A 12,456-nucleotide genomic window follows, 5' to 3' on the forward strand; every position below is an offset into this window, starting at 1 on the left:
TCGAACGCTTATGTAGCGATCAATCGCGCGGCCGCTATCCGGACGCAAGCCTCGAACGCCGCCAGATCGTGCCAGACGTCGATCGGCATCGCGACCGGCGTCACCAGCGGACAGCCGTGCAGCTCCAGCGCATAGATCATCATGAGGTTGTCGACGAGGCCGAAATCCTCGACCGTCAGTCCCTGTGCGTCGACCAGCCGTCCGTCCTCGGACCTGACGTCCATGAAACGACCGACACGGTCGGCATAGGTGGCGCCGTCGTTGGAATAGGCCAGGCAGAATCTGCGTCGCCCGGCCATGTAGCCGAGCTCATAAACCGTGCCGGGATCGGCGCCGGCGCCGCGGAACGGGGTGAGGTTGGCAATGATGGCGTCGGCCGCATCCATCATCGCCTCGTTGCCGCAAAAGATCTGCCGCGCGGCATCGGGCGCGTCGAGGTCGATCGCGTTGTCGAGGGGATAGAGGCCGGTGAGCCCGTAGCGCTCGCAGATCGCGACCTTCTGGCGGCCGATCTCGACCGCATCCGGCAGGAACACGTCGGGGCCTGCCAGATAGATTTTCATGGCTGACTGCTTCGGAGAAATTCAGGCGGGCTGCGTACCGCGGCGAAAGCTGCGCTCCCTCCCCGCCTGCGGGGGAGGGCCGGGGAGAGGGTGTCTCGGCAAGCGAGGACCCCCACAAGAGGCGAAAGCCCTCACCCGGATCGCTTACGCGATCCGACCTCTCCCGCAAGCGGGAGAGGTAAAGAAAGCAGCCTCAGGCCAGCTTGACCGTCTCGGCCTTGACGTCCTTGCCGAGCGCTTCGAACACCTTGGCGACGATGCCCTTGGCGTCGAGACCGGCGCGGCCATACATCGCGGCCGGGGTGTCGTGGTCCTGGAACACGTCGGGCAGCACCATCGAGCGGAACCTGACCATGCCGGTGTCGAGCGCGCCCTGATCGGTCAGGTACTGCGCGACGTGCGAGCCGAAGCCGCCGACCGAGCCTTCCTCGATCGTGATCAGCACGTCGTGGTCGCGGGCAAGCTTGAGCACCAGTTCGGTATCCAGCGGCTTCATGAAGCGTGCATCGGCGATCGTGGTCGACAGGCCGTGGGCTGCGAGCTCGTCGGCTGCCTTCTCGCATTCGGCGAGGCGCGTGCCGAAGGAAAGCAGGGCGATCTTGCTGCCCTGGCGGACCACGCGACCCTTGCCGATCTCGAGCGGAATGCCGACTTCCGGCATCTCGACGCCGCGGCCTTCGCCGCGCGGATAGCGCAGCGAGCTCGGACGGTCGTTGATGGCGACCTGGGTCGCCACCATGTGCACGAGCTCGGCTTCGTCGCTAGCTGCCATAATCACCATGTTCGGAAGGCAGCCGAGATAGGCGTTGTCGAACGAGCCGGCATGCGTGGCACCGTCGGCGCCGACGAGGCCGGCACGGTCGATGGCGAAGCGGACGGGCAGGCTCTGGATCGCGACGTCATGCACGATCTGGTCGTAACCGCGCTGCAGGAAGGTCGAGTAGATCGCGCAGAACGGCTTGTAGCCTTCGGTCGCAAGACCCGCGGCGAACGTCACCGCGTGCTGCTCGGCGATGCCGACGTCGAAGGTGCGGTCGGGGAACGCCTTGTTGAAGATGTCGACACCGGTGCCCGACGGCATCGCAGCGGTGATGGCGACGATCTTGTCGTCCTTCTCCGCTTCCTTCACGAGGCTCTGGCCGAACACGTTCTGGTAGGCCGGCGCGTTCGGCTTGGACTTGGCTTGCGTGCCGGTGGCGACGTCGAACTTGACGACCGCGTGGTACTTGTCGGCGGACGCTTCTGCCGGACCGTAGCCCTTGCCCTTCTGCGTCACGACGTGGACCAGGATCGGGCCGGTCTCCATGTCGCGTACGTTCTTCAGCACGGGCAGCAGATGATCGAGGTTGTGACCGTCGATCGGGCCGACATAGTAGAAGCCGAGTTCCTCGAACAGCGTGCCGCCGTCCATCATGAAGCCGCGCGAATATTCCTCGACGCGGTTGGCGCGGCTGGCGATGACCTTGGGCAGACGCTGATTGATCTGCTTGGCGGCCTCGCGCAGCGTGCGATAGGTCTTGCCGGAGTAAAGGCGCGACAGGTAGGCGCTCATGGCGCCGACCGGCGGTGCGATCGACATGTCGTTGTCGTTGAGGATGACGATCAGGCGCGAGTTCATCGCACCCGCATTGTTCATCGCTTCGTAAGCCATGCCGGCCGACATCGAGCCGTCGCCGATGACTGCAATCACGTTGTTCTTGCCGCCGGAGAGGTCGCGCGCCACGGCCATGCCGAGGCCAGCGGAGATCGAGGTCGAGGAATGCGCCGCGCCGAACGGATCGTAATCGCTCTCGCTGCGCTTGGTGAAGCCGGACAGGCCGCCGCCGGTGCGCAGCGTGCGGATGCGGTCGCGCCGGCCGGTGAGGATCTTGTGCGGATAGGCCTGGTGGCCGACGTCCCAGATCAGCCGGTCGCGCGGCGTGTCGAAGACATAATGGATCGCGGTGGTGAGCTCGACCACGCCGAGACCCGCGCCGAAGTGACCGCCGGTCACCGAGACTGCATCGATGGTCTCCTGCCGCAGCTCGTCGGCGACCTGGCGAACCTGCTCGATCTTGAGCTTGCGCAGGTCGTCCGGTGTCCGGATGGTGTCGAGAAGCGGCGTCTTACTATATGCGTTCACGGCGATTTCCAATTTGTCAGCGCCGGAAGGTCATTCCGGTGCGCGATGGGTTTGCACAATATCGGCGCAGCGCGAGTCCTCAAACCGTCGGAGCCACCTGCATGGGGCAAGGCCCCGTCTTCAAGCTTAGGTAAGCTTAAGTGCGCTCCGGTTCAGTCTCTGTGATCCCTGTCACTTAGATCGGCTTCGTCCGTCCCAGCCAATTTCATAAGCAGTTTGAAGCGCTTGTCGTCGGAATTCTCTGCCCGCGCAAGGCTTGCAAAAAGCCACACTCCGCGCAGCTTTACACCAAAGCTGGGGCCAAAGCCAACCCGCAGGACCGATTAGGGGTATGCATATGCAACCGGCGGGCCAGAGTGGTTAACCTTGGGCCGGGACCAGGGGTTCCAGCCTTGCCCGGTTCTTTGGCAGGCTTTTTGGCCTGAATGAGGTGCCTTTTGGTCCAAAGGGACCGATTTTCGGAACGGATGATATCGATCCGGCTGAATGGAACCGGGCTCCTCGGCGGATAGCGCCGTGCGATCGTGAAATCAATGGGGGCGGCCACGCGCTCGTGATGGGGTTTCGCGAGGCCGGTCAGGAGACTGAGTGGGAAAGTCTCGGTTTTCCTTACTGCACGTCCAGCGGCGCGGTGCCGGTGGCCTGGCCGCTGGCATCGGTGGTGATCTTGTCGACGCGCGCTTCCGCCTGGCGCAGCAATTCCTCGCAGCGGCGCTTCAGCGCTTCGCCGCGCTCGTAGATCGTCACGGATTCCTCGAGCGGCACCTTGCCGTCCTCGAGCCGCTTCACGATCGTTTCGAGTTCCTCGATCGCGCGCTCGAAGGTGAGCCTGGAGACCTCGACTTGAGTATTTTCGGCCATATCCGTTTCCGATTGCCCGATTCGCTTTCCGCTACGAGAAAACAAAGTTTTGCGGGCGTAATGTGGCGGGTGCTTCAGGCGCCCATCAGGGCGCCGACATGCGCCGTAACAGATTCTTTCAGTCCTTGCAGGTCATAGCCGCCCTCGAGCACCGAAACAACGCGGCCCCCCGCGGTCTTGTCGGCGAGATCCATCAGCTTGCGCGTCACCCAGCCATAATCCTCCGCGCGCAAATTCAGCGAGGCCAGCGGATCGCGATAATGCGCATCGAAGCCGGCGGAGATGACGAGTAGCTCCGGGCTGAATTTTTCGAGCTGCGGCAGGATCAGGTTCTCGAACGCGGAGCGGAATTCCGGCCCGCCATCCTCGGAGGCGAGCGGCGCGTTGACGATGGTGTCGTGGTCGCCGCGCTCGCCCGTCGCACCGGTGCCCGGAAACAGCGGCATCTGGTGCGTCGAGCAGTACATCACGGTCGGGTCCGACCAGAAGATGTCCTGCGTGCCGTTGCCGTGATGCACGTCGAAATCGACGATGGCCGCGCGCTTGATGCCGTATTTGCGCTGCGCATGGCGCGCGGCGATGGCGACATTGTCGAAGAAGCAGAAGCCCATCGGCTTGCCGATCTCGGCGTGATGGCCGGGCGGGCGCACCGCGACGAAGGCATTGCGATGCTCGCCATTCATCACTGCTTCGGTGGCAGCCACGGCGCCGCCGACACCGCGCATCACCGCTTCCCACGTGCCCGGCGACATCGAGGTGTCGCCGTCGATATAGACGAGGCCGCTGCTCGGCGCGATGTGGCGCAACTCGGTGACGTAGTGCTCGTTGTGGCACAGCGTGACGAGATCGAGATCGCCCTCCGGCGCCTGGTCGCGCACCAGAAACTGGAAGCGCTCATGCGACAGCGCTTCCTCCACCGCACGCAGGCGATCCGGCCTTTCAGGATGTCCCGGCGGCGTGACATGGTCGAGGCAGGCCTTGTGGGAAAGGAGAAGCGTGCTCATCAGGTCGGCCTCATGGATGCGGGCTTTCGACGTCGCTTGGCGCATCCGGCGCCAAAACGCAATGCAAAACCCAATCTATGCGCTCGAACGGGAATGGCAAAGGGTTGTGCCGTTCCGGCCCGTTTGATCCGGATCAATTCACGCGCAGGATGCGGCTCAGCGGCAGCGGGCCGATCGGTCCATGCGCCCGGAAGAACGCGAACAGCGCGTCCGCGTCGTAGCCGCCATATTGCGGCGCCGTGCCTTGTTTGGCGACGGTAAAACCATCGCCGCCTACTGCGAGGTAATCGTTGAGGGTAACACGATAGCCGCTGGCCTGCTCGATCGGCCTGCCGTTGAGCGTCATCTTGTCGGCGATCACGCGCTCGCCGAATGGCTTCGACGCATCCCAGGCATAGCTGAACCCGTTCGACACCTGGAGGATCCGCGGTCGCTTCGGGTCCAGCCATTGCTGCTCGAGCATATCCTTGAGTTGGCTGCCCGTCAGCGTCATCGTCACGAGGCGGTTGCGGAACGGCTGGCTGGCGAAGACATCGCCGAAAGTGATCGCGCCGTTCTCCTTCGGGACGATGTCGGTGCGGATGCCGCCGGGATTGGTGAGCGCGATGACAGCGCTGCCATCCTGGGTCGCCCTGGTTGCGGCAAGCTGCGCGTCCGCGATGACGTCGCCGAGCGCGCTTTCGCCGGCCTCGTTCGGCACGCGCGACAGCGTCTGCGTCACCGATCCCGCCGGCCGGTTGGCGATCGGCGCCGACAGCCTGTCATAGGCCTCGATCAGCGCGGTCTGCTCGGCATCCTTCGCCAGCGAGGCATTGGCGACGATGACGTTCTCGGCTTTGGCGCTGACGACGTCGCGGGTGACGGGATCGAGCTTGAGATCGATAGCGGTGACCAGCGTGCCGTATTTGTCGCCACTGGTGACGAGCCGCCCGTCGATGTCGCAGACATAGGCGCGGTGGGTGTGGCCGCTGACGACGACGTCGACGGCGCGGTCGAATTTCTTGACGATGTCGACGATCGGCCCGGTGATGGCAGGGCATTCATTGTAGCCGCCGACGGGCTCGCCGCCCTGGTGGATCAGCACCACGATCGCCTCGACGCCGCGCGCCTTCAGCTGCGGCACCAGCGCGTTCACGGTCGCGGCTTCGTCGCGGAATTCGAGCCCGGTGATGCCCGACGGCGAGACGATGCCTGCGGTCTCCTTCAAGGTCAGCCCGATGAAGGCGATGGGGATGCCGTCGAATTCCCGGATCTCGTAGGGCGGCAGCACGCTGTTGCCCGTCGCGGTCTCGATGGTGGACGCGGCCAGATAGCGGAATTTGGCGCCCGTGAACGGATGCGGCCCCTGGCAGCCGTCGACCGGATGGCAACCGCCGTTCTGCATCCTGAGAAGTTCGGTCTTGCCCTCGTCGAACTCGTGATTGCCGACCGAGCTGATCGCAAGCCCCATCAGCGAAAGCGCTTCGACGGAAGGCTCGTCGTGAAACATTGCCGACAGGAACGGGCTCGCGCCAATCAGATCGCCGGCCGCGACGAAGATCGTGTTCTTGTGTCCCTCGCGCAGCTGCTTCACCAGCGTCGCCATGTATTCGGCGCCGCCGGCCGCAACCATCACCTTCCTGGCGCCGTCCTCGGGATCGGCGATGCGGATGCCGCCCGGCGGCGGGCGCAGATTGCCGTGAAAATCGTTGATGGCAAGGATGCGCAGCTCGACCGGCGCGGCGGTTTGGGCCGAGGCGGGGAGGGAGGAGGTCAGCGCGAGTGCGGCAAGGATCGATCGAAAGGCGTATCGCATTGAACCAGATTAATCGTTCCAGGCGAAGATTTCACGAAAGTTCTCGCTGCCGTCATTCCGGGGCGACGCGTAACGTCGAGCCCGGAATCCATTGTGCGGCAGCGTTGGTGGATGAATGGATTCTCAGGTGCGCAATTGCGCACCATAGTTCGCGCGTCGCGCGCCCGGAATGACAGGCTACCGCTTCTTCCGGCTCGCGAACGCGTTGAACGCGGCCATCGCGTCATCCGATTTCAACCGCTCGCCGAACAGATGGCCTTCCTGGTCGATGCGGCGCGTGAGCTCTTCGGGCGCGGTGCGCAGCAATTTGCGCGAGGTCGCGACCGCCTCGGCGGGCAGCCGGCAGATCTCGCGCGCCACCTTGCGCGCCTCGACCTCGGTATGTCCCGGCGACACCACGGTGTTGACGAAGCCGGCATGATGCGCCTCCGCCGCGGTGAAGGTCCGCCCCATCACCAGCATCGCAAAGGCGCGCTGATACCCCATCGTGTTCGGCATCAGGAGGCTGGCGGCGCCGACCGGCACCAGCCCGAGATGGATGTAGGGCGCGGAAAAGGTCGCAGCGTTCGAGGCCAGCACGTAGTCGCAGTGAAACAGCATCACGGTGCCCATGCCGATCGAGGCGCCGTCGACGGCGGCGATGATCGGCTTGACGTTGAGGGCGAGCGAATAGAGAAACTTGGCGCCCTCCGACAGCGTCTCGGGGCGGGCGGTGTCGGCGTGCAAGAAATCGTCGATGTCGTCGCCGGCGGTGAACACGCCGGATCCGCCGGTGATGATCATGCAACGAATATCAGGGTTGTTCTGCGCGGTGTCGATCGCGCGGCTCATCTCCCGATACATGTCCTGGGTGATGGCGTTCTTCTTGCCCGGGCGGCGCAGGGTGATGACGCGCGTTCCGCGCTCTTCGGTAACGACGATGTTGCCATTCGGCATGAGAACTCCCTGCGCCCGCCGCGAGGCCTGCCGGCTCGCGAGACTTGCAAGCATCAAGCCTACATCATCCCCCAGGCATGCCAATGCGCTCGGTCAAGCTTTCCGGAGCCGATTTCCGCAATGCGGCACATGGCAGCCGTCGCGGGGCCGCATTGCAGCAATTAGTTGTAACTATTTTCGTTTAAATCTTCAGGTTGTGTGAATCCGATGCTACCCCAGCAACACCGCGTCCGCCGCCGCGACGGATTCCGCGCTCTCTGTCACGGTGCGCTCGAGCGCGCCGGCCTGCACGCTGATGTTCTCGGCGAAGAAGCGAGCCAGCGAGACGTAGCGCGCGGCGTCCGTGTTGCCGTCGGCCTTGGCGGCGAGTGCCTCGGAGGCGAGCAGGCAACCGCCGAGCGTGGAGCCGAACTGCTGCAGGTATGGCGTCGCACCTGCAAGCGCCTCGTTCGGCGCGGACGTCACGCGCTCCAGCAGCCACTTGCTGGTGCGCGTCAAGGCCTCCAGCGCTTCGCGCAGCTTGACGCCCGTGGTGCCGAAAGCCGGATCGTTGGAGGCTTCGACTTTCTTGACGGTCGCCGAGAGCTCGTCGAGCAGCGCCCACACCGACGCGCCGCCATTGGCCGCGAGCTTGCGCGTGACGAGGTCGATCGCCTGGATGCCGTTGGTGCCTTCGTAGATCGCGGTGATGCGGGCATCGCGATAATGCTGGGCCGCACCGGTCTCCTCGATGAAGCCCATGCCGCCATGCACCTGCACGCCGAGATAGGCGACCTCGTTGCCGATGTCGGTGGAATAACCCTTGGCCATCGGCGTCAGCAGCGCCGCGCGCGCGGCAGCGTCAGTGCGCACCTTGGGATCCTTGGCGCGCGTCGAGACGTCGAGCGCGACCGCGGTCGCATAGCAGATGGTGCGCGCGGCGGCGGTCTGCGCCCGCATCCGCATCAACATGCGCTTGACGTCGGGATGCACGAAGATCGCGTCCGAGCCGTCGCCTTTCTTGCCGACCGCGCGGCCCTGCTTGCGCTCTTGCGCAAAGGACAAGGCCTGTTGATAGGCCCGATCGGCAACGCCGACGCCCTCCAGGCCGACTCCGAGGCGGGCCTGGTTCATCATCGTGAACATGCAGCGCATGCCCTGGTTCTCTTCGCCGATCAGGAAGCCGATGGCGCCGCCATGATCGCCCATGGTCATGGTGCAGGTGGGGGAGGCATGCATGCCGAGCTTGTGCTCGACGCCCGAGGCGAAGATGTCGTTGCGCTGGCCGAGCGAGCCGTCTGCATTGACCATGAACTTCGGCACGAGGAATAGCGAGATGCCCTTGGTGCCGGCGGGCGCGTCGGGCAGGCGTGCCAGCACGAAATGCACGATGTTGTCGGTCATGTCGTGCTCGCCATAGGTGATGAAGATCTTCGTCCCCTTGATGCGATAGGTGCCGTCGGCCTGCTTCTCGGCGCGGGTCCGCAGCGCGCCGACGTCGGAGCCGGCCTGCGGCTCGGTCAGCTGCATCGTGCCGGTCCACTCGCCGGAGACGAGCTTTTCGAGATAGATATTCTTCAACTCACTGCTGCCATGGGCGTCCAGCGCTTCGATCGCCGAGGCCGTCAGCAATGGACAGAGGCCGAAGGCGACGTTCGCGGCGCTCCAGATCTCGGTGCAGGCGGCGTTGATCGCGATCGGCAGGCCCTGGCCGCCGAAATCCTCGGGGCCCGAGACCGCGTTCCAGCCACCCTCGGTCCAACGCTTGTAGGCGTCCGGCCAGCCCGGCGCGGTCGTCACCTTGCCGTCGCTGAGCTTGATGCCGTGCTGGTCGCCGACCTTGTTGAGCGGCGCCAGCACGTCGGTTGCGAACTTGCCGGCTTCTTCCAGCACGGCCGCGGCGATGTCGGCGTCGAAATCGCCGTAATGGCCGGCCTCCATGGCGGCCTTGAGGCCGGCGCCGTGGTTGAGCGACAGCAGCATGTCAGAGATCGGCGCGCGGTAGGTCATGGCTCACTCCCGTGGACGGATATTGGCGCCGTATTCCCATGAAATGGCGGAGGTCTCAATGGGCGGAAGGCTGCCTCGCCGCAGGGCCTGTCATCCCAAGCCCGGCTCGATATCGGGCGTGGCGCGGCCGATCCCGGGCACCAGCGGTATTTTGCCCCTCCAGGCGGTTGAAATGCCGCGCTGCTCCCTATAGACCGGCTGCGACCGGAGGGAATCTGCGGCGGCCGGCCGTCGCTATCCCGTCCGGGTCGTTGGGGCGTAGCCAAGCGGTAAGGCAGCGGATTTTGATTCCGCCATTCGGAGGTTCGATCCCTCCCGCCCCAGCCAGTAGCTCCGCTTCCTCGAAATCCGGCGAAGCCGGCCTCGTACAGATCATTGGCGGGGTCTTGATTACGGCGTTGCGGCGGCCCAGGGCCGCCGCAGCCGCATCGGGACGCCGCCGCCGGGCGGCGGGTCGTCGTCGTCATCGAGCTTGCGTAGCGCGGTGAGGATGTCCGCGAGCCGGATCGGCTGATCCATGCCGGGAATTTCGCGCAGCGCCGGGTGGGATTCGATGGCGTACATGTCCGAGGCCCACGACGACAGGATGATCCGCTTTTCCGCCGTGGAGAGCTTGCCGTCGTCGAGGACGGCGCTTGGCGAAGCATAATGCGCAGCCGGATGGAACAGCGCGCCGAGACCGCCGGTGGTCGCATTGGCATTGGTCATCTCTTGTCTCCCTCTGCACTCCTTTCGAAGGGATGTTCGACCGGCGGATGGCGATCAGGTCGCCATCCGCCATGGTCGTCGTTGTCGAAAGCGTTCGACCGGCTTAGGCCGCCTTCTTCTGCTCGATCTGCGGTGAAGCAGCACCCGCGATCTGGATCCGGCGCGGCTTCATGGCCTCCGGAATCTCGCGCAGGAGATCGATGACCAGGAGACCGTCCTGGAAAGCGGCCTGCTTGACCTGGACGTAGTCGGCGAGATTGAACACGCGGCGGAACGGACGCGCGGCGATACCCTGATAGAGATATTCGCGCGTGGCGCTGTCGGGCTTCCGGCCCTCGATGGTGAGCGCGTTCTGCTCGGCGGTCACGCTGATGTCGTTGACGCCAAAGCCCGCCACGGCCAGCGTGATCCGGTATTGGTCTTCGCCGGAACGCTCGATGTTGTAGGGCGGATAATTGTCCTCGCCCGCCTGGCGCAGCGTGCTGTCGACGAGGTCGGCCAGATGATCGAAGCCGATGGTGGAGCGCCACAGCGGCGCGAAGTCGAAGGTGGTCCTCATACCAAGTCCTCCAAAGAGCAAGATGGATACGAAGGAGCGCCGTTTAAGGAATCGGAAAACGGATCCGAAGACCCCGGCCCGGCGCCCGCGCCGGACCCGATCGGGCATCCGGCACACCGCTCTCGCGGCGAAAAACGACTTAGAGCGCCACAAGGACCTTGCAAGAGGGGCGGGTAAGATTTTTTTTGTGGGCCCCCGGCGTCGTCAAGGAAGCGGCAAGAGGGGGGTCTTGACAGCAAAACAAGCCTGAATATTTTTTGCGCCGGAAGATGCTTCTTCCCATACCGCAAACTCGAAAAGGACCGTGAAAGACCGTCAGGAGTGACGACGATGCTCGATCAGGATTTTGCCCGCATCCGCGCGCACCGCAACAACCTCTCTCGTTATCGGCGCCTGCTGAAGACTGAGCTGTCGGACATTGAGCGCCAGTTTATCGAACGACGCCTCGCCGAGGAGCAGACCGCGCTCGAGGCTCTCGCCGCCGATGTCTTCCCGGCAGCATTCACCGTTCCGAACATGCCATCGGCCATTACCACGAGCGGAGTGGAACGATGAGTGACGTCCGCAACCTCCTGATCAGCGGCAGCGAGAAAGTGATCGGGCACTATCGCGTGTTGCTGGCGGGTGCCAGAAGCGAGAGCGAACGCGCGCTCTATCACGCCCGGATCGAGCGCGAGCAGCGTCTGCTTGACGATCTGCGGGGCGGCGTGCCGGAGCGATCGGCGGCGTGAGGGGAAGAGCTACGCCAGCGCGGCCGACAATTTGCGCATCACCCGGTCAAGCACCGCCATCTCCTCGGCGGTCAGCGCCCCAAGCAGCTTCGTCTCCCGCGCCAGCGCGTAGGGCACGATCTTGCGATAGAGCGCGCGACCGGCCGGGGTCAGCGAGACGATCAGCTCGCGCCGGTCGTCGGGATGGTGCTTGCGGCCGACGATGCCGCGTGACTCCAGGCCCTGCACGGCGCGGCTGACCTGCATCTTGTCGAGCGTCGTCAGCGGGCCGATCTCCTTGGTCGCAATCTCCGGGCGCATGCCGAGAATGGCGAGCACGCGCCATTCCTGCCGCGTCAGCGCGAAGCGCTCGGAATAGACCTCGGCCACCGCCAGCGACACCTGCTCGGCGAGGCGTGCCAGCCGGTACGGAAAATACCGCTGCAGATCCAGTTCGACGCCACCTTGCGCCGTCGCGGCTTCGGTCGCATTCCCGCGCGCCACGCCCGAACGTCCCATCGCGCCATTCCCGTCCACCGATCCACCGGAAGATTTCTTCGGAGCCGGTTGATCCAGGTCAAATTCAAATAATAGTAACATCTGATACCAATTTCGCAACCGCAGATCCAGGGAGCGAAACGCCATGAAAATCGAGAAGATCCATCACGTCGCCTATCGCTGCGTCGACGCCAAGGCCACGGTCGAATTCTACAAGACCGTCATGAACATGGATCTTCTCGGCGCCATTGCCGAGGATCGGGTGCCTTCGACCAAGGCACCCGATCCCTACATGCACATCTTCCTCGACGCCGGGAACGGCAACATCCTCGCGTTCTTCGAGCTGCCGAACTCGCCGCCGATGAGCCGCGATCCCAACACGCCGGAATGGACCCAGCACATCGCCTTTCAGGTCAAAGACCTCGCCGAGCTCGAAGAGGCCAAGGCGCGCGCGGAGGCCGCCGGCCTCGACGTCGTCGGCGTCACCGACCACACCATCTTCAAGTCGATCTATTTCCGCGACCCCAGCGGTCATCGCCTGGAGATCGCGGCCTGGACCGCCACGCCCGAGCAGATCGACCGCATGAAATCGGTCGCGCACGAGATGGTCGAGGAATGGTCGCGCACCAAGCGTCCGCCGCGCCACACCGCCTGGATGCACGAGAAGGAATTCGCGGACGCGCATTGATTCGCGGCTACGCGCATCAGGAA

13 protein-coding genes and 1 tRNA gene are annotated in these 12,456 nt (G+C 64.6%); 4 read left to right on the top strand and 10 right to left on the bottom strand.

The window, feature by feature from the left end; translation table 11 throughout:
* Window positions 1-8: 8 nt before the first annotated feature.
* From C7G42_RS15020 to C7G42_RS15050, 7 genes are all read right to left on the bottom strand, one after another.
* Window positions 9-563, bottom strand: a complete 555-nt coding sequence (locus tag C7G42_RS15020; protein WP_106949769.1) for a nucleoside 2-deoxyribosyltransferase — start codon at window positions 561-563, stop codon at window positions 9-11.
* Window positions 564-756: 193 nt separating this feature from the next.
* Entirely contained in the window at window positions 757-2,685 is a 1,929-nt protein-coding gene (dxs, locus tag C7G42_RS15025) for a 1-deoxy-D-xylulose-5-phosphate synthase (protein ID WP_106950419.1), read from the bottom strand.
* A gap of 609 nt (window positions 2,686-3,294) precedes the next feature.
* A complete protein-coding gene (locus C7G42_RS15030; protein ID WP_106949770.1) occupies window positions 3,295-3,546 on the bottom strand; it encodes an exodeoxyribonuclease VII small subunit in 252 nt (83 codons plus the stop codon).
* A 74-nt stretch (window positions 3,547-3,620) separates the two neighbouring features.
* Complete coding sequence (locus C7G42_RS15035; protein ID WP_106950420.1) at window positions 3,621-4,550, bottom strand: histone deacetylase family protein; 930 nt, start codon at window positions 4,548-4,550, stop codon at window positions 3,621-3,623.
* Between the two features lie 133 nt (window positions 4,551-4,683).
* Window positions 4,684-6,345, bottom strand: coding sequence for a bifunctional metallophosphatase/5'-nucleotidase (locus C7G42_RS15040; RefSeq protein ID WP_106949771.1), 1,662 nt, complete (start codon window positions 6,343-6,345; stop codon window positions 4,684-4,686).
* Window positions 6,346-6,522: 177 nt separating this feature from the next.
* Window positions 6,523-7,281, bottom strand: coding sequence for an enoyl-CoA hydratase-related protein (locus C7G42_RS15045; RefSeq protein ID WP_106949772.1), 759 nt, complete (start codon window positions 7,279-7,281; stop codon window positions 6,523-6,525).
* 210 nt (window positions 7,282-7,491) lie between these two features.
* Window positions 7,492-9,270 (bottom strand): acyl-CoA dehydrogenase family protein, encoded by a 1,779-nt coding sequence (locus tag C7G42_RS15050; protein WP_106949773.1) that lies wholly within the window; start codon window positions 9,268-9,270, stop codon window positions 7,492-7,494.
* Between the two features lie 252 nt (window positions 9,271-9,522).
* Between C7G42_RS15050 and C7G42_RS15055 the strand changes: the two genes are divergently transcribed.
* A tRNA-Gln gene (locus tag C7G42_RS15055) sits at window positions 9,523-9,597 on the top strand.
* A gap of 63 nt (window positions 9,598-9,660) precedes the next feature.
* On the opposite strand, the gene C7G42_RS15060 is transcribed toward C7G42_RS15055, so the two are convergent.
* The gene (locus C7G42_RS15060) at window positions 9,661-9,978 is read right to left on the bottom strand and encodes a hypothetical protein (RefSeq protein ID WP_106949774.1); all 318 of its coding nucleotides are present in this window, start codon (window positions 9,976-9,978) and stop codon (window positions 9,661-9,663) included.
* Between the two features lie 103 nt (window positions 9,979-10,081).
* Window positions 10,082-10,537 (bottom strand): Hsp20 family protein, encoded by a 456-nt coding sequence (locus C7G42_RS15065; RefSeq protein ID WP_018322651.1) that lies wholly within the window; start codon window positions 10,535-10,537, stop codon window positions 10,082-10,084.
* Between the two features lie 330 nt (window positions 10,538-10,867).
* Here C7G42_RS15065 and C7G42_RS15070 point away from each other — a divergent pair, with 330 nt between their 5' ends.
* Window positions 10,868-11,092 carry a hypothetical protein gene (locus C7G42_RS15070; RefSeq protein ID WP_106950421.1) on the top strand — a complete coding sequence of 75 codons (225 nt, stop codon included), beginning with the start codon at window positions 10,868-10,870 and terminating at the stop codon, window positions 11,090-11,092.
* On the top strand, window positions 11,089-11,268 hold the full coding sequence (locus tag C7G42_RS15075) for a hypothetical protein (protein WP_106949775.1): 180 nt from the start codon (window positions 11,089-11,091) through the stop codon (window positions 11,266-11,268). The genes C7G42_RS15070 and C7G42_RS15075 overlap by 4 nt, the downstream gene beginning before the upstream one ends.
* 9 nt (window positions 11,269-11,277) lie before the next feature.
* Here C7G42_RS15075 and C7G42_RS15080 read toward each other — a convergent pair whose 3' ends face one another.
* A complete protein-coding gene (locus C7G42_RS15080) occupies window positions 11,278-11,766 on the bottom strand; it encodes a MarR family winged helix-turn-helix transcriptional regulator (RefSeq protein WP_106949776.1) in 489 nt (162 codons plus the stop codon).
* A gap of 124 nt (window positions 11,767-11,890) precedes the next feature.
* On the opposite strand from C7G42_RS15080, the gene C7G42_RS15085 reads away from it, so the two are divergent.
* Entirely contained in the window at window positions 11,891-12,433 is a 543-nt protein-coding gene (locus tag C7G42_RS15085) for a VOC family protein (RefSeq protein ID WP_106949777.1), read from the top strand.
* The last annotated feature ends 23 nt before the right edge of the window (window positions 12,434-12,456 follow it).

Source organism: Bradyrhizobium sp. MOS003 (assembly GCF_003020125.1).
GTDB lineage: Bacteria > Pseudomonadota > Alphaproteobacteria > Rhizobiales > Xanthobacteraceae > Bradyrhizobium.